Source organism: Myxococcales bacterium (genome assembly GCA_022563535.1).
GTDB lineage: Bacteria > Myxococcota_A > UBA9160 > UBA9160 > UBA4427 > DUBZ01.
On sequence record JADFNE010000042.1, the window covers coordinates 1 to 19156 of the forward strand.

13 protein-coding genes are annotated in these 19156 nt (G+C 59.6%); 8 read left to right on the forward strand and 5 right to left on the reverse strand.

What is annotated here, in order from left to right; all coding sequences use genetic code 11:
* The 3 genes from IH881_13370 to IH881_13380 all read right to left on the reverse strand — a co-directional run.
* On the reverse strand, positions 1 to 229 hold a 229-nt coding region (locus IH881_13370), incomplete at its 3' end, for a serine hydrolase (GenBank protein MCH7868678.1).
* 7 nt (positions 230 to 236) lie between these two features.
* Positions 237 to 1106 (reverse strand): TauD/TfdA family dioxygenase, encoded by an 870-nt coding sequence (locus IH881_13375; protein ID MCH7868679.1) that lies wholly within the window; start codon positions 1104 to 1106, stop codon positions 237 to 239.
* A gap of 170 nt (positions 1107 to 1276) precedes the next feature.
* Positions 1277 to 1666 carry a response regulator gene (locus tag IH881_13380; protein ID MCH7868680.1) on the reverse strand — a complete coding sequence of 130 codons (390 nt, stop codon included), beginning with the start codon at positions 1664 to 1666 and terminating at the stop codon, positions 1277 to 1279.
* A 469-nt stretch (positions 1667 to 2135) separates the two neighbouring features.
* Between IH881_13380 and IH881_13385 the strand changes: the two genes are divergently transcribed.
* Together IH881_13385 and IH881_13390 are read left to right on the forward strand one after the other, a co-directional pair.
* Positions 2136 to 4232, forward strand: a complete 2097-nt coding sequence (locus IH881_13385) for a sodium-translocating pyrophosphatase (GenBank protein ID MCH7868681.1) — start codon at positions 2136 to 2138, stop codon at positions 4230 to 4232.
* A gap of 27 nt (positions 4233 to 4259) precedes the next feature.
* Entirely contained in the window at positions 4260 to 6488 is a 2229-nt protein-coding gene (locus tag IH881_13390) for a DUF3604 domain-containing protein (GenBank protein MCH7868682.1), read from the forward strand.
* Positions 6489 to 6536: 48 nt separating this feature from the next.
* On the opposite strand, the gene IH881_13395 is transcribed toward IH881_13390, so the two are convergent.
* Both IH881_13395 and trkA read right to left on the reverse strand, forming a co-directional pair.
* Entirely contained in the window at positions 6537 to 7979 is a 1443-nt protein-coding gene (locus IH881_13395) for a TrkH family potassium uptake protein (protein ID MCH7868683.1), read from the reverse strand.
* A gap of 2 nt (positions 7980 to 7981) precedes the next feature.
* Positions 7982 to 9340, reverse strand: coding sequence for a Trk system potassium transporter TrkA (gene trkA, locus IH881_13400; protein MCH7868684.1), 1359 nt, complete (start codon positions 9338 to 9340; stop codon positions 7982 to 7984).
* Between the two features lie 163 nt (positions 9341 to 9503).
* On the opposite strand from trkA, the gene IH881_13405 reads away from it, so the two are divergent.
* From IH881_13405 to IH881_13430, 6 genes are all read left to right on the forward strand, one after another.
* Positions 9504 to 10001, forward strand: coding sequence for a VOC family protein (locus IH881_13405; protein ID MCH7868685.1), 498 nt, complete (start codon positions 9504 to 9506; stop codon positions 9999 to 10001).
* Between the two features lie 23 nt (positions 10002 to 10024).
* Positions 10025 to 11284, forward strand: coding sequence for a sulfotransferase (locus IH881_13410; GenBank protein MCH7868686.1), 1260 nt, complete (start codon positions 10025 to 10027; stop codon positions 11282 to 11284).
* The gene (locus IH881_13415; protein ID MCH7868687.1) at positions 11281 to 12558 is read left to right on the forward strand and encodes an MBL fold metallo-hydrolase; all 1278 of its coding nucleotides are present in this window, start codon (positions 11281 to 11283) and stop codon (positions 12556 to 12558) included. Before IH881_13410 ends, IH881_13415 begins: the two co-directional genes overlap by 4 nt.
* Positions 12559 to 13050: 492 nt before the next feature.
* The gene (locus tag IH881_13420; GenBank protein ID MCH7868688.1) at positions 13051 to 14712 is read left to right on the forward strand and encodes a serine/threonine-protein phosphatase; all 1662 of its coding nucleotides are present in this window, start codon (positions 13051 to 13053) and stop codon (positions 14710 to 14712) included.
* Positions 14713 to 14722: 10 nt separating this feature from the next.
* Positions 14723 to 16651 (forward strand): protein kinase, encoded by a 1929-nt coding sequence (locus IH881_13425; GenBank protein MCH7868689.1) that lies wholly within the window; start codon positions 14723 to 14725, stop codon positions 16649 to 16651.
* A gap of 386 nt (positions 16652 to 17037) precedes the next feature.
* Positions 17038 to 19074, forward strand: coding sequence for a ShlB/FhaC/HecB family hemolysin secretion/activation protein (locus IH881_13430; protein MCH7868690.1), 2037 nt, complete (start codon positions 17038 to 17040; stop codon positions 19072 to 19074).
* Positions 19075 to 19156: the final 82 nt, after the last annotated feature.

The window sequence follows — 19156 nt, forward strand, 5'->3', positions numbered from 1 at the left end:
CGCAGGTCGCGGCCATCGTCTTGGTCGTCGAATAGACGTTGACGATGGTGTCTTTCTCCCAGGACGTTCCATCTTCGTCGGCATCACCCGCCCATAGATCGACGACGAACTCCCCGTCCCGGGTCACTGCCACGCTGGCCCCGACGTCTAGACCCTTCTCGAAGTTCGAGATGAATGCCTCACGCACCCTTTCGAAACCGGGCTCACAAATTCCGTGTACTTCGACCATGAGGCTCCTACAGCGTCCAGGTGTTGCTGAAACTTTCTCCGGCGACGGTGGTGCGGGCCATCACCCGGGTCTGATCGCTCGGCCAGGACCGAGCTCGATGGAGCACGCAGCGGTTGTCCCAGATGGCGATGTCCCCAGCGCGCCAGGTATGGGAGAAGACGCGGGGTGGTGTTGCGGCTTCGTCGGTGAGGCGATTCAAGATCGCGCGGCTCTCTTCGACATCACGTCCGAGGATATGCGAGGTATGGCGTCCGATGAACAGATACTTGCGGCCCGTCGCAGGGTGGGTGCGCACAATTGGATGTTCGACCGGGGGGAGAGCTTCCCAGCCTTCATCGCTCAAGACGTCGGTCCCCCCGATCAATTCTTGGGAATAGCGATAGCTGTGCACCCCGACGGCGTCTTCAATTTCTTCGCGATCGGATGGGTTGAGTGCGTCGTAGGCGGCGCGCATGTCGGCCCACTCTGTTTCGCCGCCAACGTCGGGAACCGTCCGCGCTGAAAGCAGGCACGCCTTGGCGGGCACAGTCTTGAACGAACGATCGGCGTGCCAGAACGTGTTTCCCAGCAGGAAGAGCGCATAGGGCCCCTGGGGTTCGATCAACTTTCCGTTGGGCCTGATGTCGACGAGCAGGGCGACGTCGGGTCGATCGCCCCGCTCGGTGGAGAGCCGCTCGAGGGAACCGAAACGGCGGGAGAACTCCTCTTGCTCGTCGTCGCTCAAAAACTGTTCGCGAAAAATCAGTACCCCATGTTCATGCCAGGCGTCTTCGATCTTTTCGAACATTCCATCGCTCAGATTCCGCAGCTGGACGCCTGTCACGACGGCGCCAAGGGTCGCCCCCTCGATCGGATGAATGGCCAGCGTCCGGCCCATGTTCGACCTCCGTTTCGGCGCCGAAAACATATCCCGGTATTGGCGCTCTCGCCGCCGCCGCCAGGGCAGGCCAGCACGTCCCCGCGAGAGCGGTACTCTTTGCTCTCACACCCACGGTGGCTTAGTCGAACGGCGAGTGACTTGCGCGGCCCGCTGAGAAACCAGAGCTGCTAGCTGAGGGATTCCACGATCTTTCGAAATTGCATCTTGAAGGTCTCAATATCGCGAGTCTTCGAAAGCGCACCCCGTGCGCCGCTCTTTTTGGCCAATTTTTGCAGTTCGTCGTGGTCCATTCCCGAGTGCAGGATCACAGCGGGCCACGGCTGATCATCTTTCCATTGATTCTCGTGGATCAGATCTACGAGTTTGTCTCCGTCGAGGCCGGGGAGTTCGACATCCAAGAGGACGATGTGAGGCTTTACTTTGACCACCATCGAACTCGTCCCAAGGCCGCGGTCATGGGTCGTGGTGGGGTGCCCCATGCTCTCGAGCACAGCGCGCGTCACTTCCAGGACCACGGGGTCATCGTCTACGAGCAAGACACGCAGTAGAGAGTCCACTCAATACCTCCTTGGAGTACGCGAATTGAACGCCCAAGTTTTCATCATCGTCGATTCGCTCCACATGTGCACTAGTGGATAAGAGGTAACCGTTGATGGCAGAGAATACTGGCTTGTCAGCATGGACCGCCAAAATTTGCTAAAGGGACGGGGACTTACCTCGATCTATCCGTCCAACCTGCCGGCGGCGGTCGCCCCCCAGGCTGCGAGCCCATGCGCATTCCCGTGTCGCCTCGTCTCGGCAAGGCCGCGAAAAAACAGGACAAATTGCTTGCCCGGGGTGCGCGGAGTCGCTACTCAGATGCCCGAGAAGTTTTGCCTGCCAAGCCCCTTGGGAGCACGTCCCTGGGCTCGGCGCTGGGTCTGGAGCGATCGCTGCTCCGCAAACCAGAGCCTCCCGAAAACAAGAGCCCGCCTTCGGCAATCGCGACGGGTGCGATTGCCTCGACTCCGACAGGATGGAATCCAGATGAACAGCTTGATCCAACAAATGACGATGGTCCCAATCGCAGCCAGTCTGGTTGGCCTGGTCGTCGCGACCTTCTTCTATTTCCGCGTCAAGTCTCTCCCGGAAGGGACAGAGACGATGAACATGATCGCGAAGTACATTCGGGAAGGCTCGATGACCTTCCTGATGCGCGAGTACAAGGTGCTCGCGGTGTACTCGGTGGTCGTCTTCGGACTGCTGTTTTTCGCCTTCCGCGCTGAAGGGACCGGCCTGCTCGCGGGTACGTGTTTCATCGCGGGTGCGTTCCTTTCCCTGTTCTCGGGCTTCATCGGCATGAAGGCCGCGACGTACGCAAACGTGCGGACCACCCAGGCGGCACGCGAGGGTTCGATGCCCAACGCGCTCTTGACCGCTCTGGACGGTGGCGCGGTGATGGGCTTGTGCGTTGCGGCGACGGCCTTGTTGGGCCTTGGCGTTCTCTACTGGATCATGGCGGAAGATCCCCACCTCTCGACCTCGCTGCACAGCTTTGCGGTGGGTGCGTCGTCAATCGCGCTCTTCTCGCGCATCGGTGGCGGCATCTACACCAAGGCTGCCGATGTGGGGTCGGACATCGCCGGCAAGGTCATCGAGGGCATTCCCGAGGATGATCCGCGCAACCCCGGCGGCATTGCGGACAACGTGGGTGACAACGTGGGTGACGTCGCCGGAATGGGCGCGGATATTTACGAATCCTTGGTGGCCGCCCTGGTCGCCGCCATGGCGATCGCGATGACGGCCAAGTCCGAGTTTGTGAACTCGTTGTTCACCCAGGGACAGACCGGCACCGAAGCGTACTTCCTCGCAATGACGCTGCCGCTGTTTCTCTCCGGACTCGGCCTTGTGGTGAGCATCGTGTGTATTTTCATCGCCCGCACCCTGCGGCAGAACAGTCCGGCCATGGTGCTCCGCGCCGCGTTGCTCGTGCCTTCGATCATCATCTGTGTTGTGGCGTACATCGTCATGCCCATGATCGGTGTGAGCCAGGCTGTGACTTACGCACTGGCTGCGGGCGCCATTGGCGGCGGGTTGATCGGATTGGTGACCGAGTATTACACCGCCTGGGGACCGATCGAGAAGGTGGCCGAGGCTTCCAAGACTGGAGCCGGAACCGGCATCATCGCGGGCCTCGCGGTCGGCATGGAGAGCACCGTGGTGTCGCTGTTCATCGTCGCGAGCGTCGGTTTCGTCGCCAACGCGGTGATGCCCGAGGGCATGGGGCTCTATGGCATCGCGATGGGCGCGGTCGGCATGCTCGCCGGCACCGCGATCGTCATGACGGTCGATGCTTACGGGCCGATCTCGGACAACGCGGGCGGCATCAGCGAGATGAGTGGTCTCGGGCCGGAGGTTCGAGCCATCACCGACGAACTCGACTCGGTCGGCAACACCACCGCCGCCATCGGCAAGGGTTTCGCAATCGGCTCCGCAACCCTCACGGTGTTGAGTCTCTTTTCAGCTTTCATCATGGAAGTGAACCACGTGCGCGAAATGAGCGGCATGGGTTCGCTGATCTTGCGATTGGACGATGCGCCCATCCTGGTGGGCCTCTTGATCGGTGCGTGTCTGCCGTACGCGGTGGGTGCGAGCACGATGATCGCGGTGGGCAAGGCCGCCCAGGCGATCATCGAGGAGATCAAGCGCCAGTTCGATGAGATCCCGGGTCTGCGCGAAGGCAAGGCTGAGCCCGAAGGCAAAGTCATCGTCGACATCGCAACCAAGGCAGCGCTCAGCCACATGGTGCTGCCGGGTTCGGTGGCGATCCTGGCGCCGGTCCTGGTCGGCTTCATCCTCGGCCCGGCATCCCTGGCGGGCATGCTCGCCGGTGCGGTTGCCGTAGGCGCTTCGCTTTCTCTCTTCATGGCCAATGCTGGCGGTGCCTGGGACAACGCCAAGAAATTCATCGAAGCCGGAGGCCTCGAGGGTCATCCCAAGGGCTCCGAGACCCATAAAGCCGCTATTGTCGGCGACACGGTTGGCGATCCCTTCAAGGATACGTCGGGTCCAGGCGTCGCGATCCTGATCAAGGTGATGAGTGTTGTGAGCCTGCTGATCGCGCCGTTGATCGCGACGTTCTAGTCGAAATCTAGATCGCGGGAAGTATGCATGCCGATACGGATCACATTTGGCCTGTTGACGGTGGCTTTTGCCGCGCTGATCTTCGTTCGAGCACTTAGCTACGGTTGGTTTGTCGACCACGACATTGCGGGAGACGTTGTACCTGTGGCGCGGTCCGAGTCGGTGATCGCGAGCCATGAAGCAACCCAGGCTGTAACGACTGCCGCTCTCGGTGCGGCTCCGACGAAGCAAGTTTTGTTCGGGGACTTCCACGTACACACCACCTTCAGCTTCGACGCATTTTTCATGAATCTTCCGATGTCGGGAGGGACCGGTGCTCATCCACCGTCCGATGCCTGTGATTTTGCGCGCTACTGCTCGGCGCTCGACTTCTGGTCGATCAATGATCACGCAGAAGCGCTGACGCTGGAGTTGTGGCGGGAGACCGTCGAGAGCGTGCGGCAGTGCAACGAGGTGGCGGGCGATCCGTCCAATCCCGACCTGGTCACGTATCTCGGCTGGGAATGGAGTCACATCGGCACGACCCCTCGCAATCACTACGGTCACAAAAACGTGGTGTTGCTGGGAACTGACGACGCTGAGATTCCCACGCGGCCGATCGGCGCGCGCATTCCGACGGCCAACCCGCGTGTTCTCAGCCCCACAACGCTTCAACGGATGGGTCTGGCGGCGATCAATGGGGCGCGAGGCGTCGCCTTCAATCGCATGCTTACCGTTGCCGCCGCGACTCCACGCTGCGAAGACAATATCTCGGTGCGCGACCTGCCCGCAGATTGCCTCGAGACCACGGCGACGCCCGAAGGCTTGTTCGCCAAGCTCGATGACTGGGATTTTCCCTCAATCGTGATTCCCCACGGTACGGCCTGGGGGATGTACACGCCTGCTGGCTCGGATTGGCGCAAACAGCTTCCGGGCCACGATTCCAAGCGACAAACCCTGGTCGAAATCTACTCGGGGCACGGCAACTCCGAGCAATTTCCCCCTTGGCGCGAGGTCATCGTCGGCAAGAAGGGCGCTCTTTCGTGTCCGAAGCCCAGCGACGATTATCTGCCGAGTTGTTGGCGGGCGGGTCAGCTGATCGAAGCAGAGTGTCTCGAGGTCGGAGAGGGCGCCGATGAGTGCGCCCGTCGCGCCGGCGATGCCCGGCGCAACTACCTCGATGCGTATCAAGCGGGCTGGAAAACCCTGCCCGGATTCAAAGCGAAGGATTGGCTCGATGCGGGACAGGAACGCAATGGCTTCCAGCCCGCATTCAACTACCGCCCCCGCTCTTCGGTCCAGTACATGTTGGCGATCCGCGACTTCAGCGATCCCGAGAATCCAAAGCGCTTCAACTTCGGCTTCTTGGGATCGAGCGACACCCACACGGCCCGCGCGGGTACCGGCTACAAAGAATTTGCGCGGGGAGAAATGACTGACGGACGCGGTCGGGGTGAAGAAGGTGTTTCGAGTGCCGGCTCTTTGTTCGGTTCTCCGGACACTCGATCCGAACGCGTGTCAGAGTCCGTTCGGTTCGATCCAGCCGGTGAATCCCCCCTGCGACTCTTCGAGATTGAACGCGGTTCCGCCTACCTGACGACTGGGGGGCTGGTTGCGGTTCACTCTGAAGGGCGCGATCGACACGCCATCTGGGATGCTCTCACCCGCAAAGAAGTCTATGCCACCAGTGGTCGCCGCATCTTGCTGTGGTTCGACATGATCGAGGGAAACCAGTCCATTCCCATGGGCTCGACGACGCGACGCATGACATTGCCGCGCTTTCGCGTCCGTGCGGCGGGTTCGTTCGAGCAAAAGCCGGGTTGTCCCGACTACGCGACGTCCGCGCTCGGGGTTGAGCGCGTCGATCATATCTGCCAGGGCGAGTGCTATCACCCGAGCGACACCCGCAGGCCGATCACGCGAATTGAAATCATTCGCATCCGCCCGCAGATCAGCGCGGATGAGCCCTTGGAGGGGTTGGTCGAAGACCCCTGGCGGAGTTTTCCGTGTCCCGCGGACGGCGGTGGTTGCGTGATCGAATTTGCCGACACGCAATTCGTCGCCGGCGAGCGCGACACCCTCTATTACGCTCGGGCGATCGAAGCCCCGGACCAGTTGATCGAGGGCAGCAATCCCTTGAGGTGCAGCTACGACGATGCGGGAGTCTGTGTTTCGATCGACCCCTGCGGGCTCGGCGCACCTCCGGAAGAGGATTGCCTCTCCGAGGCCGAGCCGCGGGCCTGGTCTTCACCGATCTATGTCGACTTTGGCCTGTAGAAATGGGATTGTAGCGGGGGCGGAGCCCTGCTCGGCGGATGTGCCTGCTTACTTCTGCCAGAACCGCCGTTGAAAGAGAGCCATCAGGGCAAAGAATTCCAGCCGACCGCACCACATCAAGAACACCATCAGTAACTTCTGCCATGCAGCAAAGTGGAGATAGTTTTCAGTCGGGCCCGCCGCTCCGAGGGCTGGACCAATGTTCGAGACCATGGCGATTGAGGCGGAAGCAGCGGTGACGATATCAACATCACCCGCGCTGAGCAGAACCGCGCCGACACCCCAAGCCAGCAGCCAAAGCAGAAGCAGGGCCACTACGCTGCGAACCGACTCCTCGGGTACGGCCGCGCGCTGGATCACGACCGCGATGACGGAATTTGGGCTGAAGGTGAGCCGGACCTCTCGGAATATGGCTTTCCAGCCAATGATTCCGCGGACGATCTTGAGGCCGCCCGACGTCGAACCCGCGCAGCCACCGAATACCATCAAGAAGACGAGCATGCTGCAAGCGAAGGTTGGCCACGCGGCAAAATCCGTTGTTGTGAAACCGGTGGTGGTGAGGATCGAGGTCACCTGAAATGCAGCGTGGAGGAAAGTCGAAAACGGATCGCGGCTGGAGTCTTGCAACAGCACCGCAGCGACCCCGACGCTGAAAAGGAGGATGGTTGTCAGGTAGACCTTGAATTCGAAATCGCGAAATGCGCTTGCATTTCGAAGTCGGCTCGCCACCAGGTAGAGAGAAAAATTGACCCCCGAAGCGATCATGAACACCAGAACAATGATCTGGGCCAGCGTCGAAAATGCAGAGATGCTCTCCGAATGAGGCGAGAAGCCACCCGTCGCCACGGTTGAAAAGGTGGTAGTCAGCGCGTCGAAGAAACTGAGACCGCAGGCCAGCAGAGCGAGTAATTCGGTGACCGTGAGCACGAGATAGATTCGTGCCAGTGCCGCTGCCGTGTCCCGAACGTGAGCGTGCAGGACTTCCGCTCGGGGCCCGGGCACTTCCAGTTTGAACAGGAAGCGGGCGCCGGGACCCAGTTCCGAGAGCAGTGCGACGAACAGCACAACGATTCCGATGCCACCCAACCACTGGCTGAAGCTCCGCCACAACAGGATGGGATGTCCAGCGGCTTCTATGTTCTGGAGCACCGTGGCGCCGGTCGTCGTGAAACCCGAAGCCGATTCGAACAGCGCATCGACTGGATTGGGCAGTACACCACTCACGAGATAGGGGATGGCCCCGATCACGGATGCGAGAAACCAGGAACCGACGACGATCAAAACCCCTTCACGACGGTAGAGATCGCCGCTCGATTTCCCGAGCAGGCGCATCAGCAGGCCCGCAACAATCGCCACGAAAGCGGCCACCGCAAACCCGGCGGAAGCAGCTTCGTCTTCCAGGTAGACGCTCCACCCCAACAGTCCGAGCAGTGCTCCGGCCAGGACCATCAGGACCACACCCAAGAAACTCAGGACGTAGCGAATGTTCATTGTTAGCTGGATTCCGTCCCGGGAAATACCAGATGGGCCATGGAGATTTCTTCCTGGCGAACGAAAAGAATGACCTCGTCGCCCACTTCGAGCACGTGGTTCCCGCTCGGCACGACCGCGGTTCCATCCCGAAGAACCGCTGCGACGATCAGCCCTTGAGGAATCTCGACGTTTTCCAGTCGACTGCCCGCAGCCGGGCTTTGTTCGACAACTTGTCGCTGCATGAACTGAGCCGCGCCGTTCGCGAACGACACGATGTGGGGTTCATAGTCGTTGTCGATGTAGGTCTGAATTCGTTGCGCCGCCAGGGCGCGGGGCGAAACGACGTCGACCATTCCGATCTTTTGCCAAAGATGGGAAGTGTCGCTCTTCTGAACCAGTGCCGTAATTTGCTCCACGCCGAGTTCGCGGGCGAGTAGGCATGCCATCAGATTGCTTTCGTCGTGGCCCGTGAGTGCGATAAAGGCCCGTGCGCTTCCAATGCCTTCCGCAGAGAGGGTTGCGAGGTCGGTCGCGTCACCGTGCAAGATCTCGTAGTCCGGGTACTTCGAAGCGAGATATTGGGCTCGCTGCCGGTCGGATTCGATGATCTTGATCGTTTTGACCTGGTTGACGAGCCCCGCCGCTACCGGCTCGGCCGACCTTCCGCCCCCCGCAATTACAACCTGCCCCAACTTGCGCGCATGGCCACTGACCTGGCGTTCGACTTCGTCGATGACATCCGTCGTTCCCAGGATGACGGCCACGTCCCCGGGTTCGGCGCGATCGGGGCCCGACGGAACCCGAAGCTCGTCCCCGGTGATGTAGGCCAGTACCAGACAACCCTTGGGAAGGTCTACGTCGGCCAGGCATTTTGCATTGAGCAGCGAACCGGCTTCGATCCGTGTCTTGCGAATCTGGACTGCGCCGTCGGCGAGATACTCGACGTCCTGGGTGTTGTAGCCGAGTACCGAGTTCAGGATCTGGGTGGTGGTGAGCACCTGGGTCGAAAGCAACAGATCTACTTTGAAGGTCAACTCGTAGGTTTTCCCAAACTTCGTGACATCCTCGGACAAGGCGACGCGAACGACGGTTCTGGGCGCGCCCAGGTGCTTGGCCAAAAGCGATGTCGCAAGGTTCGCTTCGTCCGAGCTGCTCGCGGCCACGAAGAGTTCGCAGTCATTCACTCGGGCGGCTTCGAGGGTGGGGAGGTTGGCCCCGTTCCCGTGCACGAACGCCGCGTCCAATTGTTCCTCGACAATTTGACGCTTGGAAGCATCCGAGTCGATCACCGTCACCCGGTGACCCTGGGCAGAAAGGGTCCGCGCCAGGTGACAGCCGACTTCACCGGCACCCATAATGACGAAGCGTTTGTTCTTCATGTGGACAGATTGTGGTTGAACATTCTCGTATTGTCCACTGCCCCAGAACGATTCGATTGGGCCGCTTCAATGGGGCCGCTTCAATTGGGCTTAGTCGAGCTGCCCGCGACGGTGTAAAGTCTCCGAGGCAACCCCAGAACCCTGTGAACAGGAGCTTTTTTCGGTGTCCAATTCGAGGTCAAAAACAAGCAATGCCAGTCCGGGTCCCCCCCCGACAAGTCTCGGGCTGCCCCCGATCGACCAGATCGGTTTTGTCGTCAGAAGCATCGATGAGGCAGAGCGGCGCTATGACGCGATGTTTGGGCCCTGGAGCCGAATCGACGGTTCAGTGCAGGCGGCGGACTATCGCGGCCAGGTCGCCGATGTAAAGCTCGATATTCTGTATGGGCACTCGGGTGAACTCGAGATGGAATTCATCCAGTGGCGGGAAGGAGACAGCCCCCATCGCGAATTCATCGAGCAGGGGCGAGAGGGAATTCATCACCTGCGTTATCGGGTGGACGACACAGACCAGTGGATCGAGCGGATGGCAGAGGTAGGGTACGAGCCCATTTGGTACAAAAAGATTTCCCCCGACATCGTCTTTGCCTATCTCGAACGCAAGGGCGATCCGCTGCTGATCGAATTTCTGCAAATGCCGCAAATGCCGCAGATCCCATAGGCATTCTTGGAGTTCCGTTTAAAGTGACCCCCCGCAAACAGATTCGCATTGAAGATCTGCGCGACCCCGTGCTCAGCGACATCCAGAAAGCCGGGCTGGCCCTCGGTGAAAATAATCCCGTCGAATTGAGCGTTGCCGCAGTGGAGGCCGCTGCGGTCGATCGCACGGGTCTCGAGGATTTTGGCGACGACGGTTATCGCGAGCGTCTGGCACTATGGCTTTCAGAAGTCGATGAAGACCCCGAGCGCACTGCGATCGGTCGCTTTGGGCTGTACAACGACTGCGTTCGCTACGCGTCCAACCGCCTGCTCGTGAACGACCTGCTGGCTCGTCATCCCGAGATTCACGAGATCGAGATCGTGCGCCCCATCATCGTGGTCGGGTTGCCTCGATCCGGCACAACTCACCTCGTCAATCTGATTGCCGCCGATCAGCGACTTCGCTCGATGCCTCTTTGGGAGGGGCAGGAGCCGGTACCCAACCCGAAAGACGAATCTCGAAACGACGGGATTGATCCGCGCTGGGCCCGTTCCGAAGAGGCGTGGCAGGGCATGAAGCTGGGGGCGCCGCTCATTGCCTCGATGCACCCGATGAACCCAGACCATATTCACGAAGAACTGGAGCTGCAGCTCCACGACTTCACCAGCTACAACCAGGAGTGGGTCGCCCGGGTGCCGCGCTGGCGCGACTACTACCTCGCTCACGACCAGACGCCGCACTACGAAAGGCTCAAGACAATGCTCAAGGTATTGAGCTGGTATCGACCGCGCGAGCGTTGGATCTTGAAGTGTCCCCAGCACCTCGAACAACTGGGGCCCCTGATGACGACGTTTCCGGATGCGACGATCGTGGTCACCCACCGCGATCCAGTTTCGGTCATTCAGTCTGCCATCACCATGCTCACTTACGGCGCCCGGATGAACTACAAGACGCCGCGTCCCGATTTTTATCTCGAATACTGGACCGATCGCATCAAGCGGTTGCTCGAAGCCTCGGTGCGAGATCGGGATCTGCTTCCGGCAGACCGCACGATTGACGTGCTCTTCCACGACTTGATGTCGGACGATATGGGGACCGTCGAGCGTATTTACGAAGTGGCGGGCCTCGAAATGACGAGCGAAGCGCGCGGGCAGATCGCCCGCTATGTCGAGGAACACCCGCGCGGAAGGGACGGGCAGGTGGTCTACGACCTGCGCAAGGACTTTTTGGTCGAGCCAGCGGAAGTGCGCTCCGGATTCGATTTTTATCTGGATCGCTTCGAGATTCGAAAGGAAGTGCAATGAGCATTCAAGACGAGGTCGACCGCCTGATCGACGAGCGCCCGGGCCGCGAATTGCTTCACCCCGACTATGACGAAGAGGCGGTGCCATTTTGCGACTTCATCTACCGATCGGCGGGGACCAGCGCGTCCTACCTGCTGACGACCGACGCAGGCCGAGTGATCATCAATACCGGCATGGGTTGGGAGGCCCCGCATCACCAGAGTCTTTTCGCGGCGATCTCTTCTGACCCGACCACCTACATCATCACCACCCAGGGGCACGTCGACCATGTGGGCGGGGTCTCGCTGTTTCGCGACGCCAACACGCGCTATGTCGCCCAGGCGAACAATCCCGCTTGCCAGGCCGACGACGCGCGTTTGCCGCGGTTTCGCGCGGGTACCGCACTGCGGTGGTTTCCCAAGCTTCCGCAACAGATCCGCGACTTCGCCGAGCGGTATCCCGGGGTGTCCAAGGGCCAGGACGTCCCTACCCCGGACATCGTGTTCGATGAACAAATCTCGCTTTCGGAGGGCGGGCTCGAGATCGAGTTGATCGCGATGCCCGGGGGCGAAACCATCGACAGTCTTGCGGTTTGGCTGCCGCGACATCGCATCGCCATCTTGAGCAATCTATTTGGCCCGCTGTTCCCCCACTTTCCCAACTTCAATACATTGCGCGGGGACAAGTACCGGTTCCCGGTGCCGTACATGAAGAACACAGAGCGGTTGCGCGCGCTGCGGCCCCAGATGCTCATCACCGGACGAGGAATGCCGATCGAGGGAGAAGAACTGATCGACGCATGCCTGGGACGACTGCACGACGCGGTCGACTACGTACACCGCGAAACCCTCGCCGGAATCAACGCGGGCAAGACCTTGAACGAGATCATGGAAGAGGTCGAGTTGCCGAAGGAACTCCGGGTGGGACTGGGCTATGGCAAGGTCGCGTGGGGGGTTCGTACGATTTGGGAATCTTATACCGGCTGGTTCGAGCGCCGCTCGACCGCCGACCTGTATGCCACCGATCCGAACATCGCGATCTCCGAACTGGCCGGCCTGGCCGGGGTCGAGTCGATTCTCGAACGAGCTCGGGCGCGCAGCCAGTCCGGAGATCAGGCCACTGCCATACGCCTGGCCGAAGCCGCCCTCGCCATCGCGCCGGATCACCGCGAAGCCGCGAGCGTGATGGCCGATGCCCATCAGACCCTGCTCAAGAACGGCGGGGACGTGAGCTTCTGGGAAAACGGCTGGTTGGAAAGCGAGCTGGCGCGTTGGCAAAAACTCGCTGGAAAGTAAGACGGGCTCCAGGAGTAGTTTCCAGAAATAGCGCACCTGGACCTCGAGCTGTTCCGCGAGATCCGCAGTTCGATGGTGTCTTGGATTAGGGCTCCCAAAAGTCCGAATGCTGCTGGCGGGCCAAGCTGGCGCAGTTTGGCTGGGGACGATGTCGTGATTCTAGCTTTACGAATACATATATATAGAAGGAAGGAATCATTTCTCGTATGCGGGAGCGAAAAATGGGCGCGGACAATTGTTGGGCCGCTTGGGTGATTTCTCGCGCAATCGGTTCTGACGCTGGGCTGAGTGGCTGTTTACCGATCGAGCGAGGTGCGGTGGACCGGCAACATCTTGTCAATGAAGCACTTTTCGCCGAGTAACTGCCGTTCTTGCCAATTCGACGGGTATGGCCACGCTAGATGGTCCAAGAAACCCGGAGCTTGCGATATCACATTATCGAGTATGCTAGGGCCCTGGCTTGGCGGACGGTATTCCTCTGGAGTCCCATTGATGGAGACCGATCGACTGCTCAGTTCGTCATTGAGTGATGTTGGGCGAACGCGTCAGGAAAACCAAGACGCGTGCGGTGAGTTTCGCAATGCACTCGGTGAGCGGCTGCTGATTGTCGCGGACGGCATGGGGGGACATGCCGGGGGTGTCACCGCGAGTCGGATTTGTGTCGAGACCGTCGCCCGAATTTTCGAAAGCGGCGAAGGGCTGCCGGGTGACCGGCTGCGTCATGGTTTCGAGGAGGCTAATCGTGCGGTGTACGCTGCTTCGCAAGCGGACCCGACACTGAGCGGCATGGGAACAACCGGAGTCGCGCTGCTCTTTGACCGCAATGGCATGGTGACACTGGCGTGGGTAGGAGATAGTCGCGCATACCAGTACCGAGGTGGGGAACTCGAACAGTTGAGCGGAGATCATTCCGTGGTTGCCGACTGGGTTCGCCTGGGAACGATCGACGAGGAGGAAGCGGAGAGTCACCCACGTCGCAACGAACTTTCGCGTGCGATCGGGCCGGAACCCAGCGTCGAGGTCGATCTTCTCAGCTTTGAGATCGAGCCCGGAGATTCCTATCTCCTCTGCTCGGATGGGCTGTGCGGCTACCTGAGCAAGGCAGATATCTCTGCCATAGTCGGATTCGAAACTCCCGACGAGGCAGTGCGCCTATTGGTTGACATGGCCAATGTCGAGTACGACTCGCCGGACAACGTGACAGTCCAGATCATTGCGGTGCCCGACGATATCGCCAAATTCGCAGTACCGGATAAACGAGGAACTGGGGAAACTCGCGAATTGGAATTTTTGAACGCAGAGGAGTTGAACATCATGGCGGATGACACTAACGACCTTGGTGGCGCGAGCAGCACACGCAAAAAGAAAATGGTGCTGGTAGGCATTTCAGTTCTGATCGTTGCCGCACTGTTGGCGGGCTTCACTCGGCATCAGATGAACATCCGACTCGCTCAGGAGGCCGCCGAAGCTGTGGCCGAGGCCGAGCGTGTAGCCCAGGAGCAAGCCTTGCAGGCCAAAACGGCAGCGGATCGCGCTGCGGCGTTGGTTGCAGAGTTCGAGGCCGAGGCTGCGCGGGAGGAGGCAGCCCGCTTGGAAGCGGCTCGCTTGGCGGAGTTAGCCCGCGAAGAGGCTTTGGCGCGCGAGCACGCGCTGGCTCTCAAGATCGCTGAGGCCAAAGAGGCGCTGGCTCGGAAGCAGGCAGCTTTGGCGGCGGCGATGCTGGAGGTTGAGCAACAGGAGGCTGCCGAACGCGAAAAACTCGCAGCCGAACAGGAACTGCTCCGGCTCGAGGCGCTTGCACTCGCGGAGGCTCGTGCGAAGGAGGCCGCCATCCAGACGGCACGCGCGGTCGACGCGTTCGTAGCCTCATGGAAGCAGGCGCTGGGCCGGGGAGATTTCCCTCTCTACAAGGAGCTGGGTTTCCGCGAGAGCGAGTCTGAGTTTCGCGAACTCTATGGCGACGGCATCGCCGGATATGAAATTGCGATCGTAGAGAAGAGACAGTGGGAGGGGGGGTTTGTGGCGTTGCGTGTGACCGAGACCTTCGATCCTCCCGGGGCCTGGCCGGGTTTCGATTCCAGGAAGACTCAGAGGGACCTGGTGTTGCGTCCGACTTCGAATGGGATGCGCTTTGCGGGCGACCGAAAAGAGTAGGAAGTAGGTTATGGGTTTCGACGTCGCCGCCCTCCGACGCATCGGTAGGTATCCAGTAGATCACTTCGTCGCCGAAGGCGGGATGGCCTGGGTATTCCGCGTGACTGACCCGGAACTCTTCAATGCGCCACGAGCATTGAAGCTGCTGAAGCCCCAGGCTGCCGGGGGCGAGGACTACCAGCGCTTCCTCGCGGAGGCACAGATCCTCGCAACGATTCAGCATCCGAACCTGATTCACGTCTACGATTTTGGTCAGGATGCCGGGACCGGCTGCCATTTCTACACCATGGACTTTATCGAGGGTTCGACCCTCTGCGACATTCCGCCGGATTGGTTGGATGAAACGGACGAGGAGGAGGAGGAAGACGAAGAGGAAAGCGTCGATGTCGCGCCGGTAGAAACTGAGATCGATCCCAACGCAACGAGCTTCATCCATGTTCGCCCGGCACCTGCCAGAGTTCGATACACGGTGACCGATGTCTGCGAGTACTTTTGCGGTGTGCTCGCAGCCTTGGCCCGGTTGCATCGGGAAAATGTCGTCCATCGAGACATCAAGCCCGAGAACATCTTCCTGACCCACGACCGGATCCCGATTCTCGGCGATCTCGGCATCGCCACGGGAAGACACTCCGCGAAAATTTCCGAGGTTGGCCGCGTTCCGGGTACACCGCTCTACATGTCACCCGAGCACGCACTGGGTGAGCCGACTACGGTTCGAAGTGACGTCTTTTCGTTGGGTCTCTCGCTCTACACCGTGCTGTCCGGTGAGACCGTCTACGATCAGATCGATGATCTCGACGCCACCGACGGGCAAGCGGTCTTGCAGCACCTGGTTTCGCTTCAGGCGGAAGACAAAGAGTTCGAATTCTTCGGTCACGAGTCAATTCCAGACAGTGTGTTGGACGTCATCGAAACCGCGTGCAGCATCAAGGAAAGTGAGCGGTTCGCGAGCGCCGACGACTTTAATAACGCACTGCGAGATGCTCTCGACGGAGTTTCGGGGGCGTACGCGGGAGGGATCCGTCCGCTGGTCGCGGCTGCGATTGCCCTGCCGGTACTTGCGCTGACCGGCTATTTCGCCTGGCAGGTGCTCATCGAGGAAAGTCAGATAGGCCCGACCCAGGAAGACGTGGACAAGATCCTCGAAGTTGAGCGCCAAAACATAAGAGACCGCGAATTGGCAGCCCAGCGGGACATCGATGCGCTGAAGGATAAGCTCGAACGAGCCATGAAATCGGTTGGTGACGGGGCGTCCGCCCAGCGGGACATCGACGCACTGAAGGCCGCGCTTGAAGAGGCCAAGAAGCAAGGCGAGGCTGAGGCAGAGAGCAAGGCGGCCCTGACGGCCGCGCTTAATGAAGCCAAGATTCAAAGCGAGGCTGAGAAAGAGAACAAGGCGGCCCTGCTGATCGCTCAGAAACGTGCGAAGGAGTTGGAGGACGCACGACTGTCCGAGAATCTGCGCCTCGAGGAAGAACGCAAGATCGCCGCGAAACGGGAGGCTGACGCGCGCAGGCAGTTGGAGGAATTAAGGTTGGCGCTCCTGCAAGAGAAGAACAAGCCTCCACCGGTCGCGTTACCTCCGCCTCCGGCCGAGGACCTCGGCCTGCGCAAGGCCATGGAGAGCTATGAATCTGCCTACGAGTCGCGGTCGATCGAAGATCTGAATCGCGTCTGGAGCATGTCACGCTTTCAGCGGGTTTTCCTAGAGCAGCTGTTTGAAGACTGCGGCCAGATACGCGTGCTTCTCAGTTTTACGGACTCGAATATCACAGGCAGCGACGCACAGGTCGACTTTGACGAGAACATTCTGTACAACAAGTGCAACAAAACCAAGGCTGGTTCGCGCTATTCGGAGTTGACCGCCTTGCTGGCTCGTCGTGGCGACGAGTGGCAGATCAAGGAAATTCGGGAACGCAACGAGCGATCAAAGAATTGATCTTCCGGGTGTCACTTGTTTGTGGCATTTTACTTGATTGTGATAGAAGATTGCTAGTCTGAATTTGTTCCCTGGTGGCTGCCGAGTACTAACGCGTAGAACTGCAGAGGTATTTGCCTTACGTAGATCGACTGATTGAAAATATTTTTTTTACGTGCTTCGGGATCTCCCCGTCCCGCGGGCGCGTCCTTGGCTGGGTGAGACCATCCGGGTTGCTGTTCGAAAAAATGCAGTTGCCGCGAAGCCCGACATTAATTTCGCGGCTCGAATGAAACTCAATTCGGAGCCCGCGGACGATGAATTCTCCCCCCCAATTCATTTATCGCATCCGGTGTCGTTTTCGGTCGTCGCTCATTTTGAGCATCGCCTGGGGACTTGTCCTCTGCATGGACTCATCCGTTGCCTGGTCACAAGCAGAGTTGCAGACAGGGCCGGAGCCGGTCATCGATCCTGCGGCTGTCGAAACGGCCGCTGGAGAAGCCGCCACGCCCGATAACGCTTTTGCAGAATCCACTGCGGAAGAAGTCGACACTTCCGAAACGGATGGGGTCGAAGGTGAGACGGGCGACGCCAACGAACTGGTTGTTGAATCGCCTGAGACCGAGTCACTCGAGGTTGTCACTTATCACGTAACACGGTTCCAGTTGGACTACTTGAACGAAACGCCCAACGCTCCTTCGATCTCATTTTTGCGTAGGACTCGGATCAAGCTCGGAATGATGGAGTTGATCGAATGGGAGGGCAACGTCTTCGTAGCCCCGGAGAAGTCCGAAGCGCAGGTGGACTTCAGGCTGGACGAAATTCCGGCCGATAGTCCCACCCACTTTACCGCGGCGGCACTGGCCAGCATCAACCGGCAGATCGTCAAGGCGGTATCGCACGAGGGGCTCGGGAGCATCATCGTTGCGCCAGACGGAGAAGACATCGGCTTCACTACGGGACAGGATTTGAGGGCGGAGGGGAATACAACCCTGCGCCTCACAATTTTTCTGCCGACCATCAAGGAACTTCAGAGCTTCGCCACCGGCGAACGAATTCCCGAAGTCGACGCGACGAACAACCGGGCACACTCCCGCATTCTGAGGGAATCGCCGGTGCAGGCGGGGGAGTTGTTCTGGCCGAGCGAGGTGGATGACTACGTTGCGCGACTCAACCGCCACCCGGGACGCCGCGTAATCGCACAACTCTCGCCCTCAAATGACAAACAGCAGCTGTACCTCGACTATCAGATTACGGAATCGAAGCCTTGGATCACTTACGGCTCGATTTCGAATACCGGTGGCGAGCAGACCGGGCGGACGCAGGCACGGGTCGGCTTCGTGGATTTGCAGCTGACTAATCGCGACGACATCTTTGCCCTCGACTATGTGATGAATACCAATGGCAATGTTCGGGCAACCAATGGCATCTATCAGTTGCCTCTCTGGATCGATACCGTACGGATGGAAGTTGCCGGATCGTATGCAGACTACGAAGGAACAGCTGGCGAGTTTCAGAGCCCAACCGATATCGACGGAAAGCAGGCCCGAGGCGAATTGAATCTCGTCTACAACTTCTTCCAGTTCGAAGAATATTTCCTCGACGTGATGGGTGGGGCCACGTACGAATACATTGAGACCAAGACCAAGACCAGCGGCCTGGTTACCGGCGGAACCGAAAACTTCTTGATCGCCCGTCTCGGTCTCAGGTTGGAGCGCAAGAACCCAAAGCTGAAACTTCGAGCCAGTACATGGGTCGATTTCGGAACGCTGAACCACGACGACTCGGACCCGATGTCGGACTTCAACAATCTTGTGCGCCTGTTGCCGGACGACAACCCGGTAGTTCTGCGTTGGGATGCAAAGTTAGCGTTCTTCATCGATGGCCTCCTGGCCGATCCGAAGAACCCGAGCCCAACTCTCGCCCACGAATTTGTCATCCGATACCGGGGGCAGAGCACCTTCGACAAATATCGCCTGCAGTCCCATGCGCTTCAGATTGCCGGCGGGATGGAAACCGTAAGGGGATACGAACAGGGAGTGACGGCGGGGGACTCGGTTCATCTCGGCAGCCTCGAGTACCGCTACCACGTGCCTCGCATCTTCAAACCGCGCCCTGCTACCACCGTTTTTCCCTTGATTGGCGAGTTCGCGATTGCCCCTCGTGGTCCCGGAGAGCGTCCCGATTGGGATTGGGTCCTGAAGGTCTTCTATGACGTGGCCAGCATCCGTCAGACAGATCGTCAGGTGGCCGAGTTCAATGACACCTTGCAGTCGGTTGGCGTTGGGACCGAGTTGTTCATCAAAAGGAATGTTCAGCTGCGCCTCGATTGGGGAATTGCTCTCGAAGACGCTCACTGCACCCCCCTTGGTGGTGGTGGATCCCTGTGCACGATCAAGAAGCACGAATCGGAGATTAATTTTTTGGCGAGCATCTTCTACTGAGCATGAGCACCGCGCGCGAGTAGCGGGCGGCAATGGATGACCGTGACTGCCGGTGAATGACGAATCCAAACAGTCAGGAAAG